Raw genomic sequence first — 14,994 nt, 5'->3', positions numbered from 1 at the left:
TGGGCCAAAAGGGTCTTCTGGTATGCCAGCGATGTGCAACTCTACTTCTGGAGAATCCATCTCATCGATAATGCCAATTAGGCCATGATTGTAGGCATTATCGTAAAGTTTTCGAATGATAATTTTATTTTGCTCTGACAAGATGCAACCTCCTTAATGTGTTGCTTTTATGACGGGTGTAGTAAAGCACAATAGGCAACATCATGCTATAGTTGCCGGACTCAAGACCATGAGGTGATGTATGTTAGCAATTGGCACTAACGACGGGATAGTCTGCATAGAACGTTATGGTAACGAGTGGGCATTAGCAACTAAGGCTTTAGAAGGTATTCGGATTGACGACATCAGCCAATTTGAAGGTACCACAATTGTAGCAACTGAGCGTGGTGTATTTGAAAGCAATGACAATTGGGTTACATGGACGAACGCATTATCCGATGTAGACGCACGTTGCGTTGCTATTTCATCTGAAGGAACAGTGTACGTTGGGACAGACGGCGCCTATGTATACCGTAAACTTCCGGGTGAAAATAAGTACACAGAATTAACAAGTTTTCGTGAATTGCCAACTGTTTGGTCATGGAGTTTTCCGGTATCACCGCATCTTCCTAATATTCGCTCAATAGTGATATCTCCTACTGATCCTGCACATATATATGTGGGCGTAGAAGTAGGAGGTGTAATGGCCAGCTTTGATGGAGGGCAAACATGGAGCGAGGCTAGAGAAAACATGCATCCTGACATCCATGGGTTAGTGGCAGCACCAGGAAATTCTGATCATATTTATGCAGTTACTGGAGTGGGATTCTTTCGCTCAAATGACGCTGCAACATCATGGGAATCTTCTTCTGATGGCCTAGGTGACTTATATACTATTGCCATTACTAACGACCCTTCTAAGCCTGAATGTATTTACGCTTCGGCTACTGCGGGACGTCCACGTAATTGGAGAACTAGACCTGAAGGTGCGAATGCGCGAGTGTACAGAAGTACCAATGGTGAAAAATGGGAATCAATTATGGCTAATGGCCTTACTGAGGCAGTTGATGCACTAGCTGTAGATCCTGAAGGATCTGTTTTTGCAGGAACCCATGGTGGTGAAGTATTTGTACAAAGCAACGGCTCTGCTGAGTGGATGATAGCAATTGATGGCCTCCAGCCCATCAATAGTTTGAAGGCAATTTAAAGCTTCGAGTGGGTTTGGTAGGCTTTTTTGCTAGGAAGAAGAAAATAGAACTAATACCTATTACTATTCCGGTTGTCAAAAACGCTATTTTGTAATCTCCATATTGATCACTAATGGCCCCAGCGAATATTGGTCCAATTAATGGACCGAACATTACCATTATGTTTGAATACCCTGCAATTTTCCCAAAATGCTTCCTTCCATAGAAATCAGCTCTCATTGCCATCATTAGTGGACCTCTGGTTCCCCAAGACAGTCCGTGTAGTAGAGCAGCGATAGCAATTACTATCCCACTTGATGCGAAGGCCAGCGTTAGCATAGCAACTCCATGTCCGAGCATGCATAATCCTGCTATACGTGTTTTGCTATATCTGTCTCCTAAAAAACCTCCACCGATTTGCCCTATGATACTTGTTACCGTAACAACTGTGAGCATGGCTTGAGCTGAAGTCTCTTGCCATCCGTGATTTTGAACAAGAAATGGGACGAAGTGCACGAGCATTACAAATACTGAGATTAATGCTATTCCATGACCGAGAGATATGAACCAGAAGCTTCTATCCCTTAGAGCTTCGGAAACGAGGAAATCTGAGTCAAATTCCTCATTGCTTATATTATCTGTCGAAAGATCCTCACTAAGTAAAATCCCATCAGGTTTCATCCCATGATCTTCTGGGAATCCTCGCAAAAGATGGGCTAGAGGCAGCCCTATTATCAATACTGCGACACCAGTGCCAAATGCAGTAGGTCTCCAACCATGAGTTACTAATGACCAGGCAATGATAGGTGAAAGAACCCCAGCCAGCCCTATCCCAGTTGAACTAAGGCCAAGAGCTAACGCTCTGCTTTTTTGGAACCATCGTGTTATTACGGTAGTCAAGGTAAGCCACCCCGCAAGGTTCGTACCTATAGACATGATGAAAATTATTGCAAAGAACGAGGTGAAATTATTCGCTAGAGGTAGAATTAGAAACCCTCCTCCAAATAAAAGAATCCCGGCTTGCGTCACGATCTTTGGGCTAAATTTATCTAAGAGCCAACCATGGATAGGGCTTAATATTCCAGCGGCAAGTTGCGATACAGAAAATGCACTAGAAATTGCAAATTTACTCCAGCCGAATTGACGTTCTATTTGGAGCAAATACTGCCCGAAGGTAAACCCGAATGCTGCTCCAGATAGCCCGTGAAAGGCAATGGTGGATAGAACTATCCACCATCCGTAAAACGGTTTTGACGTCCTAATAAGAGGGGATTTCTTCCTCAATTAGTAAAGAAGCCCTTTGCCCAATAAGTATTACGCGTCAATTTCAATTACCCTTCGAATACAAGGGACTTAACCACAACTGGAATAGCTTCGACGGATTCAAGTTGCTCCCCTAAGTCAATGAAATTAAATTCGCCTACGTTTATTCCATCAACTACTATGACATCTTGCTCGACTTTATGTTCATTTTTCAACATAGAACCTACTAAGCCTGCAACATCTGCACTAAGGACAATAGTCCAAGGGAATTCTTTCATAGGCTCCAGTGCGGTTGCTATGCCATCACATATGGCTTTGATCGAATCGTATGTTGGTATTACTGGGCCAAGGAGAGCTATTGCTATGGGCTTGGCTATTTCTTGACGTGCTATGTCCAATCTTTCGAAGCTCTCAGCAAGCGCTTGTTCTACTGCCTCTCTTGTTAAATCGTTGGGATCGTCAGGTAAATACCCTGGAACAACCTGAAGATCTAAGTGAGGCAAAAGCTCGCTGTTTGAAACAAAAACAGTACTGGAAGACACTTGGACGGTGTATTGAGATGCGCCGATTACCGTTGCGCGGATTCGCTCAGAACTTCCAGCTAAAGGAACTCCTAATTTCGGCAATCTACTGCGCACGGCTGCGCCGAGAAGAGGACCCATATCTCCATAGTCTTCAGTGTCATAGTCGTATACATACTCAGCAACACCACCTGAGAAGCCTATTTCATCGAGAGGGTCTTTTATTTCTAAAGGTCCGGATATCACTAGGTCAGAAGCCAAAGGCGAATACGACTCTCGTGCTAACGCTTCAAACAGAATATCCGCAAGTTTTTCAGCGACTTTCGCTTTGTCGTCGTCTTCTATTTTTTGGCCAATTTTTACAGTTACACCTACATTTTCGGCGACTACTCGACCAGCTTCTTCAATCCTCTCAACGATATTGTCACTGTCCCAAGCTATAAGCCGAGCACCGACATTAATTGCCATGGTCTCTGCCACTTTTCCATCTTTCACAATTGCTATTTTGGAAGTACCCCCACCCATATCAACATTCATTCCAGCGCGAATTTTCAATGATCGGGCAGCTGCACCGGAACCGTGTGCTCCGAGTATTCCTTCAAGGTTTGGTCCTGCTGTAGCACATACGAATCTTCCACCGGCAGCAGCAAGCATTCGAATTATTGCCTCGGAATTATGCTTACGAACAGCTTCCCCCGTACAAATTACTGCCCCAGTGTCAATGTCATCTGGTTCTAATTCAGCTTCTGCATAACTCGTAGTAACGAAATTCCCTAATGTTTCAGTATCTATCGTGTCCGGATCTGAATAAGGAGTGAGGAGAATAGGGGATTTGTAAACGATTTCACGGAATACAACTTCAAATTCACTCGACATTTCAGTGCTTCTGCGTCTCATAACTAATTTGGAAAACATGAGGTGGGACGTAGAAGAGCCTATATCTATGCCTACACTGGTTAGTCGAAGCCAGTCAGGGTTTATTGGAAATCCATCGTCTGCGATGGAACCGAATACAATTTCATCTATTTCCCCGTAATGACCGTGCTCCCATGGATCGTCATGCATGATGTGCCTTTCAAGTAGACGCAGCAGCTCACTTCTACATGATTGTAGTTCAGTAAACCCTGCAGTTGGATTAGGACAATATTATGCTTACATGATGCAAGCAGCAAGGAAAAAGTTAATATTAAGGTACTATTGTTAGAGAATATAAGCGTAGACTAAGACCAAATGAACGAAATTACTGAAAGATTGAACTTCGCAATTCGGCTGGCATTGGAAGCTGGTAGGCATTCAATGGCATATTTTAAGTCAACAGAAATTGGCCTTGAGTTTAAGGAGGATAGGACTCCTGTAACTAGGGCCGACCGTGAAGCTGAAGAAATGATCAGGGATAGATTACTTTCTGAATGCCCTGATGATGCTGTTTTGGGTGAGGAATACGGTGAAAAAACAGGGATTACAGGATACAAATGGTACCTTGACCCTGTTGATGGCACGGAATCTTTTGTCCGTGGGGTTCCATTATTCGGCACAATGATAGGTATAGAAAAAGACAATGAACCGCAAATAGGTGTTATTTATTTCCCAGCATTGAAAGAAATTATTTTTGCCGCAAAGGACGAAGGAGCAAAATTTGCTATTGGAGTTGACGGGTTGAATAATTCTTTTGAAACATCGCCTGCACGAGTATCACAAACAGCGTCTCTCTCTGATGCCACGTTGTCTTCTACGGATATTTTAGATTTCCGATCATTAGGGATGTATGCTAATTTTTCCGAGATAATGAAGCTAATTAAGCAGTATCGTGGCTGGTCAGACTGTTATGGGCATTATTTAGTGGCAACAGGCCGGCTTGACGCAATGATTGATCCGATAATGAATGTGTGGGATACAGCACCATTACTACCAATCATCCAAGAAGCAGGCGGAAAATATTCTGATCTTGCAGGTGAGGTATCTATTCATACAGGCAGCTCATTGTCATCAAATAGTTTGTTGCATGAGCAACTTCTAAACTTGCTTAAGGCATGAGTGATTTTGTAGCGATTTGCCATAAATTTATGACTACTTCGGTTGCTCTGTAGTTATCAAGCCACCGCCCACCATGCAAGACGAATTCTTGCAACATTTTTAAAAGAAACAGCATTAACATAAATCCTTTGATTAATTTGCTGTTGAATTGGAGCCGTTCTTTTTTCCAGACGATTGCAGCTATTACGAAATAAAATTCAAAAAAATTAGGGAAAGCAAGTAATATCCATCGATTTCCCGTTATTTCAAACAGTAATAATCCACAAATGCGAAAAGTAAATAAGCCTAAGCTTAAGCGCGCAAGCCTACTATTCCACTTCATTGCCACATACAGAAACGTCACCATGTAGCTTAGGTCTAACCATTTATCTAACGCTTGGTAGTTTCGTACTCCTCCAAGATCTACCAAATTCATTACAAACAAATCTGAGAAATCTACGGCAATAGCTATTATTGAGCCAACTATTGCCCATTTCAAAACGAATAGTGCGCCTAAAAGGCGCACTACTGTGATTAATAGTTCTTCGTTTGTCATAAGTTTTTATTTGTTAAGAATGGCGAACATCCCTTTGGAAAGCCTCGTAATGATTGCCTTTTGATACAGGAGGGAAAGCGTTGGCAGATGAATTCCAAGATTCTCCCGCGTCCTCAGACCATAATAGCTCTCCGTGAGATGTTGCTGCAAAAATTTGTACTACTCCATTAGATTCCTCTAAAGTCATTGCCTCAATGCTAGGAGTTAGCTTGTCATTAAGCCCATTTAAAATTACTTCCCAAGTTTCTCCTGCGTCAGTACTTCGAGAAATTCTTGTTTCAGCCGTTCCTTCGCGATGCCATTGGCCTGGGCTTTTTTGCCCTGCAGTGACGATCATGCAGCTTGGATTACTTGGTTGAAAAACAAGTTGGTCTGGGTACCCCCCATATTCACTCCCTCGGCTGAATATATTTTCCCAGCTAAGACCAGTATCTTTTGAAAGCCATAGCCCTTCTCCCCCTGTAACAAACATTCGGGAAGGATCATCTGGATTTGTAATCAAGCGATGGACGTCGTTATACATTCCCTTGATTTCTTCGAAAGAATCACCACCATCATCTGAACGATACAATCCTCCCTGTTCGATGCTTGCGAAAATAATCGCAGGATTCGCAGGGTGGAAGCTAATATGTTTCAGGTGTGCAACATGGGGAGGTGCAGGAAATTTCCATGCATCTGTTTCTTGGCCATGTAACGCAGGCTTTTCAATCCATGTAAGCCCTAGGTCGTCACTTACAAATAGATGGGCGGGTTCTGTTCCAGCGTAAATATAAGTTTTGCCATTTTTTGCAGACACGGAAAGGCTGTAGACATTGGTATGTGCTAAGCCAACATCACGTTTAATCCATGTATGACCATCGTCCTCACTTGCAAATATCCCACCTTTTTCGACCCCGCAGAACCATATTCCACTTTGGGGCTCTTGAACTAAAGCGTGAACATGATTACCCTCAAGTGTTTTTTCGCTAACTATCCAATCTGAGCCTCTTTTTGCCAGTCGAATAACTCCATCAATTGATCCAACCAGTAATTCAGAGGAGAGATTTGAAGATTCAATTATATTAGAGCCACCACCATGTGAAACAGCTATAGTCATAAGTAATCCTTTCTTAAAGACCTAGATCAATAGATCCTTTTTTCCGATAGCACTTCGACTTTGTATTCTTGGTCATATTCAGAAGGCATTTCTATCTGATGTGATAGAACAATATCCTTATGTGTTTTGGTAGACTCATTTATAGCAAGACCAACCTCGAGAGTAGCCATGCCCCATGCTCCACTATGGAAGACTGGCCGACCAAGTCGTACCGCATTATAAAGTTCTTCTAATTCTTGATCACGGTGTAGGGGGTCTGAATCAACCATTAATTCTACTAACCCATCATCTGTGTACTTATAAAGACCTTCAGGGCCTTGACGCAGTTCTCCGAATTCACAGCTTACTATGACGATACCAAGATCATTAGGCTTCCAGTTTTCTGGGCCTCTTGCGCTGCGGAAGATTGCTTGCTCGGCTTCACCGCCAATTCGTAGTGAGAGTTTTTCAGCATCTTCAGGCCTAGTACCTGCAGCCATTGCTTTACGTATTTCATTTCGTTCTGTAGGTGTATACCTAGTGTTGGCATCGCCCCATGGCACTAATTCTGAAGCAACGAAATATCCATATCCATTGTGGATTGCTACTCCAGTAACGCCGTTTTCAAATTCAAGGAAAACAGAATAATAACCTGGGATAGAGCGGTACTTCATCCATTGCCCGTATGCGCCTCGTACACTTCGAACTTTACCTCCGCCAATTAATCGAATGCTATCTATTTGGTGAGGTGTCTGCCGATAGACCAGCCCTCCTCCCTGATTGGGGTCGAGTTCATCTGCGGTACGTGGTCGAATTACCCAGTCGGTATATGCAATAGCGTTTACTGCACCAAGCTGGCCCAACTCACCCGAGGCAACAATCTGCCTCATTAGCCGAACATGAGGTTGAAAGCTTTGAGTATGACCCGCAACTAGTTTCACTCCGTTTTTCTCACAGGCCTCAACCATTTCTTCAGCTTGCTTCATATCAAGCGCCATTGGTTTTTCTACGACGACATGCTTTCCATGATTGGCAGCTAATATGGTCATCGGGGCATGAAAGCGGTTGGGGGTTGAAATCCAGACTGCCTCAACATCAGGGTCAGATACTAGTTCTTCTGCGCTGGCGTAGACCCTTGCGTTTGGGTACCTAGATTTAAATCGCTCTCTGACATCAGGGTCAATGTCAGCACCTGCAAATAACTCAATATACGAAGCACGCTCCATTGGAGGTAGCATTTCTGCTGCGCCTACACCTACCCCTATTACCCCAAGTTTTAAAGGTTTAATTTCGCTTGTCATAGTTGGCTCCCTTTTACAAAAATTCTATAGTGATACTGGTGAGAAATTCCTAGCTTCCCCATACCTCTCGTGAACTGGTACTTGGTATTGCATTTGAATTTCTTTGTGGTCTTGCCCGGATTGGATTATGCCTAAAACTACTTCTAATGTAGCTAACCCCCATTCTCCAGTGTGGAAAATAGGACGATCTTCTACGACCGCATCATATAATTCTTCAAGTTCTGCCCTACGATACCCAGGTCCCATATCACGATCAATTTGCAGATCGATATTGTGAGTCCCAGTGTCGTTGTAGAGTATTAATCCTGAAGGTCCATGTCGGATATCTCCTCTTTCGCAACTTACAAGTAATAGGCCTAAATCTTCTGGTACCCAAACCTCATCATTTTCTGCTTTGAATATCTCTCTCTCTTGCATCCCCCCAATACGAAGGGCCTGTTTGTCTGCACCTTCATCTCTAATTCCCTCACGCATTTGCCTTCGAACCTCAACTCGCTCGTCAGAAGTATACCGCTGGCGATCATGGCCCCAAGTCACAAACTCAGCGCCCATTACATAGCCGTATCCGTTATGGCAAACCAAAGAAGTGGTTCCGTCTTCAAATTCCAGGAATGCAGTGTAGTACCCAGGGATTGGTCGCTCAGGCATCCATTGCCCAGTAGAGCCTCTAACGCTTTTGACCATCCCTCCTCCCAGTAGTCTTACGCTGTCAATCTGGTGGGGAAGCTGACGCATTGGTAATCCTCCGCCTTGGTCCATGTCTAACTCTTCCCATGTACGAGGGCGTAGCATCCAATCAGTATATGCAAAAGTATTGATCGCCCTAACTTTCCCTATTTCACCTGATTGAATGATTTTCCACATTGTTCTAACTGGAGGTGTGAATGACCTAGTATGACCTGCGAGGAATTTCACTCCTGTTCGGTTGGCAGTTTCTACCATTTTCTTGGCATCTTCTATGTTTAATGCCATTGGTTTTTCTACTACAACATGTTTCCCTGCCTCCATTGCTCTTATTGAATGTTCGGCATGGAAGCGATTGGGAGTAGACACCCAGACGGCTTCGACCTCGGGATCAGCAAGCATTTGATCGTAATCGCCGTACCCTTTTGCGTTGTAACGAGCGCTAAATTCATTCAGTATTTCCTCGTTTATATCGCATCCTGCAACTAACTTTAATTCGGGCATTGCCTCCATTGCCGGAAGCATTTCCGTTCCACCTACACCTATGCCAACCATTGCTAGGCCTAGTTGTTTCGTATTCGCCATAATTTTCGGTACCTCTATGCTAATTTCATTAAAGTAATTTATTGAACCCTACATTAAAATCAAAAAATATGCCTATTTTTATTATTAAGCATTATTATTTGCTTTATGGACAAAACAATTTTTTCAATCGGCGGTAGTTCAGGTTTGGGTTGGGAATCTTTCTTGCAAGTATGCAAGGGTTGCGAAGACTCTGGCTATTTCGCATTTTACCCTTCTGATCATTTGATGACAGTACAGCCTGGTAAAGGACCTGCGCCCGATCGTTTGGATGCACTTACGGCTATGGCGGCAGTTTCTGGTTATACCAAACGATTGAGAATGGGCGTTCTGGTTGCCAATAATCTCTTTCGCCATCCTGTGATGACTGCAAAGATTTTCAATACCATAGATCACGCCTCAAATGGTAGGGCCGAGTTTGGACTTGGTGCAGGGTGGTCAGAGCAAGAGCATATAGTCCATGGTTTTCCGTTTCCTCGACCATCTGAGCGGATAGAGATGCTTGATGAAGCACTTGAAGTTATCCGTGCTATATGGACAGATGAACCAGCAAGCTTTGACGGTAAGTATTACCAAATTAATGAAGCGCCTCAAATGCCCAAGCCTGTGCAGAAACCTTACCCACCGATTATAGTTGGCGGAATCAGTGCTCGAACGATGAAAGTTGCTTTGAAGCATGCTGATGATTGGGACCAAATTGCTCCTCTCCGGCAAGTGGAGAGAAATATTAAATCTTTTAAAATAGAGGCTCAAAAAATCAATAGAAACATTGAAAACATGCGCTTTTCAGTTCAAGTTCCATTTGATTTTGTAACAAGCAAAAGTGAGGCTGACAACATTATTGACAGGGCTTTAGCCAATTTCAATTATGGTGCACACAAAGTAGCCGAAGGATATAAAGATTTGAGAGAGCACGTTGCGGACTCTCGGCTAATTGGCAATGTGGATGAGATCATCGAGCAAGTTGGTAACTGGAAAGCTGCAGGTGTAAATCATTTTATCCTCACTACGCCAAGGCCATTTGATCAAAATATTATTGAAAAATTTATGTCAAAAGTAGGACAAGCTTTTCTTTAACGATTATAAAAAATGTTTCACGGAGGTTTTGATGAGTAAAGTTCTCTTTAGCGTTGGTGGAAGTTCCGGATTAGGTTGGGAAGATTTCTTGGAAATTTGCCAGACTTGTGACGAACTTGGGTTTCACGGGTTCTATCCTTCGGATCACCTCATGCAAATTCATGGTGCTCGAGGTGCTACGCCTGCCAGGCTAGAAGGCCTTACAGTGATGGCTGCAATGGCTGGGCATACAAAAAATTTAAGGTTAGGGATGCTTGTTATCAATAATAATCTTAGGCACCCTGTGATGACTGCGAAAATTGTAAATACAATCGACCATGCCTCGGGAGGTCGAGCGGAAATGGGTATTGGTAGCGGTAATGTCAAGCATGAGTTTGATGTTCATGGGATGTACTTCCCTCCATTCGCTGAAAGAGTGGATCGCTTGGACGAAGCCTTATCAGTCATTAAGGCAATTTGGCATGATGAGCCTGCTACATTTTCGGGTAAATATTATTCAATTACTGATGCACCGCAAATGCCAAAACCTATACAGAAGCCCAACCCGCCGATAATTGTTGGCGGAAGAGGTGATAGGACGTTAGAAATCGCAGCTAAACATGCGGACGATTACAACCAAATTGCACCGTTAAAAGAAGCTGTACACAACCTGGAGCGCATGAAAAAAGCATGCGATCTTATTGGCCGAGATTTTTCATTAATGAGGCGTTCTGTCCAGATCCAGATTAATCTCACCGATGATAAATCAGTGGTAAATGAGACGATCGCAAAAGGTGCTACTTTGGCCACCCAGAAGACTGATTTTTATGACAATCCTGAGGATCAGGTCAGAGACAGTATGCTTCTTGGATCCCCAAGTGAGATGGTAGAAAAATTAAATAGCTGGGTAGAAATTGGTGTTAACCACTTCATTTTAATGACCCCTAGACCATTTGATCCCAAGGTTATGGAGCGGTTTGCAAAAGAAGTAATCCCTCACTTCAGCTAATAAGAATCAATTTCGATAAATCCATTATTAGATTTGGCTTTTAACGAGGGGCTTGACTTGCCTTTGAGGCTGATGAATTTTTGTTCATCAGGGTCAATGTCTATGATGGAACTAAAATTGCGAACAGGACTGTTTTTAGTAATTGCTTGAATACTTATCTCTGAAAGCCCTTTGTTAGCCAGAGATAGATAAATATCTCCAGTTTTTGTTTGTAAGTCGTAAATTGAGGTTGCAGATATGGGGCTCTTAAGCTCTATGTCCCCTTTGTTTGTTCGTACTTTAAGTTCCCCTTGGACACTATCAAGATAAATACTTCCGTCTTTTAATTCGATATCGTATGAGCCCGTAGATTCATTTATGGAAACTGACCCATAAGAGGTTTTTATTTTCGCATCAGATTCTAAGTAACTAAGAATGATTGACCCATTACTACTACTTAAGTCTAATTGCATTGAATAGGGCACTTGAATTTCAAAGGTTGCACCTGGTATAGGCCGCACGTCTCTTTTATTTTGCTCTGCCTCAATAAGTATTTCAGTATCGCTTTTTTTAATGGTGTAATCGATTTGGTCTGGCTGGCGAAGAATTGATTTGAGGTGCAATTTGCTATCACTACTAGGTCTAACTGTAATACCTCCATTAAATGCTTTTACACGTAGCTTAGAAATAGACCCAGTTTCAATAACTTTAAAATCAAAATCATTTTTTTGCTCTACTAGAGTTGGGTTACAACCAACCCAGAGTAATGGCAGGCAAAAAAAGAGGAAGTACAAAAAACTGGAGTAATGTTTTTTCATACAGGCAGAACTAAAGGCCTTCTGCTATTTCGACGACGGTATCAAATTCAAATTGAGTCACCGGCGTGATTGAAAGCCGATTACCCTTCCTTAGAACAATCATATCTACAAGATTGGGGTGCTCGCGCAATGTGCTCATAGTAACGACATGCTTAAATTGTTTTTGAGGTTTGATATCGACCATATACCAGATTGGCTTGTCAGGAGAGCTTTTTGAGTCAGGATGATCTGAGGAAGGATCCCATGCAGTGTGATCAGGGTACCCATCTTTTACAACGATTGCAGTGCCAACTACTCCGATAAGATTAGTATTTGAGTGCCAGAACAATATTTGATCACCGGTTTTAATTGAATCTCTCAGCCAATTTCGTACTTGGAAATTACGAACACCGTCCCATTCGGTTATTCCGTCGTTCATCAGATCAGTAAATGAATATGCATTTGGTTCACTTTTGAATAGCCAAAAATTAGACATAATCCCTCTCATCATCATTGATGTTTTTTCATATAATTAAATCAACATTACTAGATGATTATTCGTTTTACAGCATTTTTAATTACTTTTTTTATGCTAGCAACTCCAAGTGCAGTTATATCGGCGCACGGTCAAAATCATGAACTGGAGGAACTGCTCTTCGCTGGAAAACAAGGTCCGTATGAAGTAACTATTACGGTGGTGCCTCTAGTAAATTACCTTGAAATCGTGATTTTATTTGAAAATTATGACGATCAAACCTCAACGTTTTTTCCACAAATTACGGTAAGTGCAGCTCAAGAGAATTTAAGCTTAGGGCCGGTCGTAGCAACGAGAACGTTTACGGCACAAGAAGCTAATTACATTGCTCTTTTGCACCCACCTACTCAAAATTCCTGGGAACTCCTCTTTAATATCAATTCTCACGTGGGTAATATTAATTTCATATTGCCCGTAGATATCAAATCAGGCAATTCTATCCCCTGGTTAGTCATAGGATCAGCAACTTCGATTGCATTAACTGTAATATGGCTAATTTATGTAAGATTTCGGAGGAGGTAAAGGTGAGTAAGTTAGGGAAGGGGTTGTTAATCACTACAGCTTTAGTTTTGTTTTCTATACTTATGGTTGCGTGTGGCCCAGAAAGAGAACCTGAAATCCTCGTTTTTGCAGCAGCTATTTCAAGTGAGGAGCCGCTTGAAAAACCATATGAATTTATTGCAATTGAGGAAGATACCGTAAGTATTTTTGTTGATTCATATGAAGATACTATTTTTCACATTCATGGATACGATCTGATTAAGGAAGTTAAAGCAAACGTGCCTGAAGTTTTTATTTTTACCGCGACTGCTACCGGGAGATTTGAAATAGTGACCCATTCTTCTGCAGAGCATCATGGTAGCCATAACCATTCAACCAATACTAAAGGTGATAACCATGGCCATAATGAAAAAGAAAAGGTGGTTGCGATTCTGGAGGTTCGACCTAGGTGAGTATTGGTAAAGTGACTCGACTTTCACTTTTGCCTGTTTCAATATTTTTTTGCATTGCATTACCAACTCCCGCATATGCACATGGTTTTGGGGAGCGTTACGATCTTCCAATACCTTTTGGAACGTACATCTTCGGAGCAGTGAGTACGGTCGTATTATCTTTCGTTATAGTTGCATGGGTAACGCAAAAAGGTCTTATTGATAAATACCCACGGAAAAATATCAGTAATTGGCCTTTAATTAATTTGATCGCGAGCCGTTGGTTTATTCGCTTAATGCAGATAGTTTCACTTTTTGCGTTTTTCCTTGTTGTCACAGCAGGCTTTATTGGAAATGCTGACCCTAATCAAAATATTGCCCCAACCTTTATATGGATAATTTTTTGGGTGGGGATGGTATTTATAAGCGGGTTTGTGGGCAACATATGGCAGTTGTTGTGCCCATGGGTAGTCCTGTATGAAGTAATCGAATTTTCCTACAAGATTGCTTCAAATAGAAAGTTAACAAGAAATGTAGCTTATCCCAAATCATTAGGTAGCTATCCGGCAGTATTAACATTTTTTATATTCGCTTGGATTGAGAATGTATGGGTTAACGTTAGTGACCCTTTTGCTCTGTCAGTAATAGTCTGTTTCTACTCCTTATTCACTTTAATTGGAATGTTTTACTTTGGGCCCAACATTTGGCTAAAGAACTGTGAAATTTTTTCAATAACGATGCAATTTTTTGCAAAGCTAGCTCCTTTTGAAGTATTGCCTATTTCTGATTCTCAAGAAGTAAATAATGAAGTCGATTACCGATACAGGCGGCGGTCGATTATTAATATTCGTGTTTGGGGTAGTGGTTTATTAAGCAAACAAAAATCAAAGCCATCAGAAGGAATATTTTTGATCCTTCTTCTTTCTACCGTCTCGTTTGATGGATTTGCTGAAACTGACCTATGGTCCAAATTTGTCGCTGTTTCATATGATTCATTTGCTTGGTTGGGTGTTTATGCATTTTCTGGAATTAAGACGTTTGGATTGATTACTGCTCCTGTATTGCTTGGTGCCGCTTTCGCTTCAGCTATCTGGGTTGGAAGGAGATTGGCAGGTGTACAAACTCCCTTGGCAGACCTTATTACGCAATTTTCGATATCGTTGATGCCAATAGCATTTGCCTATCACGTTGCTCACTATTTCAGCTATCTACTCATCCAAGGACAGCGGATGATAGCGTTAATTTCAGACCCGTTTGGATGGGGTTGGAACATCATTGGTACTGCTAATTATTCGCCAGATATTTCAATTGTAGATGCTGAACTGGCTTGGGCTGTTGGATTATGTTCTATAGTTGTTGGACATGTGATAGCAGTTTACTCTTCACATGTTATTGCAAGTAAAACCTTCGGGTCTTTAGCAGAAACTTTACGATCGCAGGTACCCATGATGGTACTCATGGTCGGCTATACGGTTTTGAGCTTATGGATAATTGCTCAGCCGATTGTTTCTCATTAATCTGATTG

The 14,994-nt window shown here is 42.1% G+C and carries 15 protein-coding genes; 7 read left to right on the top strand and 8 right to left on the bottom strand.

The features are described from left to right. The first annotated feature begins 241 nt into the window (after nt 1–241). On the top strand, nt 242–1,186 hold the full coding sequence (locus MK127_03130; protein MCH2531792.1) for a hypothetical protein: 945 nt from the start codon (nt 242–244) through the stop codon (nt 1,184–1,186). Here MK127_03130 and MK127_03125 read toward each other — a convergent pair. Together MK127_03125 and MK127_03120 are read right to left on the bottom strand one after the other, a co-directional pair. Continuing rightward, a complete protein-coding gene (locus MK127_03125) occupies nt 1,164–2,450 on the bottom strand; it encodes an MFS transporter (GenBank protein ID MCH2531791.1) in 1,287 nt (428 codons plus the stop codon). The genes MK127_03130 and MK127_03125 overlap by 23 nt on opposite strands. A 47-nt stretch (nt 2,451–2,497) precedes the next feature. Further along, complete coding sequence (locus tag MK127_03120; protein MCH2531790.1) at nt 2,498–4,015, bottom strand: ethanolamine ammonia-lyase reactivating factor EutA; 1,518 nt, start codon at nt 4,013–4,015, stop codon at nt 2,498–2,500. A 165-nt stretch (nt 4,016–4,180) separates the two neighbouring features. Here MK127_03120 and MK127_03115 point away from each other — a divergent pair, with 165 nt between their 5' ends. Next, nucleotides 4,181–4,984 carry a hypothetical protein gene (locus MK127_03115; GenBank protein MCH2531789.1) on the top strand — a complete coding sequence of 268 codons (804 nt, stop codon included), beginning with the start codon at nt 4,181–4,183 and terminating at the stop codon, nt 4,982–4,984. Here MK127_03115 and MK127_03110 read toward each other — a convergent pair. Genes MK127_03110 through MK127_03095 form a run of 4 tightly spaced genes read right to left on the bottom strand, consistent with a single transcriptional unit; the run spans nt 4,974 to nt 9,164 of the window. Further along, nucleotides 4,974–5,519 carry a hypothetical protein gene (locus MK127_03110; GenBank protein ID MCH2531788.1) on the bottom strand — a complete coding sequence of 182 codons (546 nt, stop codon included), beginning with the start codon at nt 5,517–5,519 and terminating at the stop codon, nt 4,974–4,976. The two genes, MK127_03115 and MK127_03110, sit on opposite strands and share 11 nt — an antisense overlap. A 13-nt stretch (nt 5,520–5,532) precedes the next feature. Beyond that, entirely contained in the window at nt 5,533–6,615 is a 1,083-nt protein-coding gene (locus MK127_03105; protein MCH2531787.1) for a hypothetical protein, read from the bottom strand. A 26-nt stretch (nt 6,616–6,641) separates the two neighbouring features. Beyond that, a complete protein-coding gene (locus tag MK127_03100) occupies nt 6,642–7,895 on the bottom strand; it encodes a Gfo/Idh/MocA family oxidoreductase (GenBank protein ID MCH2531786.1) in 1,254 nt (417 codons plus the stop codon). A 24-nt stretch (nt 7,896–7,919) separates the two neighbouring features. Then, a complete protein-coding gene (locus MK127_03095) occupies nt 7,920–9,164 on the bottom strand; it encodes a Gfo/Idh/MocA family oxidoreductase (GenBank protein ID MCH2531785.1) in 1,245 nt (414 codons plus the stop codon). 105 nt (nt 9,165–9,269) lie between these two features. On the opposite strand from MK127_03095, the gene MK127_03090 reads away from it, so the two are divergent. Then, on the top strand, nt 9,270–10,238 hold the full coding sequence (locus MK127_03090) for an LLM class flavin-dependent oxidoreductase (protein ID MCH2531784.1): 969 nt from the start codon (nt 9,270–9,272) through the stop codon (nt 10,236–10,238). Nucleotides 10,239–10,269: 31 nt separating this feature from the next. Further along, nucleotides 10,270–11,226: an LLM class flavin-dependent oxidoreductase gene (locus MK127_03085; protein MCH2531783.1), complete on the top strand. Its 957-nt coding sequence runs from the start codon at nt 10,270–10,272 to the stop codon at nt 11,224–11,226. On the opposite strand, the gene MK127_03080 is transcribed toward MK127_03085, so the two are convergent. Continuing rightward, nucleotides 11,223–12,023, bottom strand: coding sequence for a DUF4097 domain-containing protein (locus MK127_03080; GenBank protein ID MCH2531782.1), 801 nt, complete (start codon nt 12,021–12,023; stop codon nt 11,223–11,225). The two genes, MK127_03085 and MK127_03080, sit on opposite strands and share 4 nt — an antisense overlap. A 10-nt stretch (nt 12,024–12,033) precedes the next feature. Then, complete coding sequence (locus MK127_03075; GenBank protein ID MCH2531781.1) at nt 12,034–12,498, bottom strand: EVE domain-containing protein; 465 nt, start codon at nt 12,496–12,498, stop codon at nt 12,034–12,036. Nucleotides 12,499–12,552: 54 nt separating this feature from the next. Here MK127_03075 and MK127_03070 point away from each other — a divergent pair, with 54 nt between their 5' ends. From MK127_03070 to MK127_03060, 3 genes are read left to right on the top strand one after another with little or no spacing between them, the layout of a single operon-like run. Further along, entirely contained in the window at nt 12,553–13,059 is a 507-nt protein-coding gene (locus tag MK127_03070; GenBank protein MCH2531780.1) for a hypothetical protein, read from the top strand. 2 nt (nt 13,060–13,061) lie between these two features. Beyond that, the gene (locus MK127_03065) at nt 13,062–13,490 is read left to right on the top strand and encodes a hypothetical protein (GenBank protein ID MCH2531779.1); all 429 of its coding nucleotides are present in this window, start codon (nt 13,062–13,064) and stop codon (nt 13,488–13,490) included. Further along, nucleotides 13,487–14,986 carry a hypothetical protein gene (locus MK127_03060; protein ID MCH2531778.1) on the top strand — a complete coding sequence of 500 codons (1,500 nt, stop codon included), beginning with the start codon at nt 13,487–13,489 and terminating at the stop codon, nt 14,984–14,986. Before MK127_03065 ends, MK127_03060 begins: the two co-directional genes overlap by 4 nt. Nucleotides 14,987–14,994 lie beyond the last annotated feature (8 nt).

The organism is Dehalococcoidia bacterium, from assembly GCA_022449765.1.
Lineage (GTDB): Bacteria > Chloroflexota > Dehalococcoidia > Lucifugimonadales > Australimonadaceae > UBA2963.
This window is presented reverse-complemented; position numbering and strand designations above follow the sequence as displayed.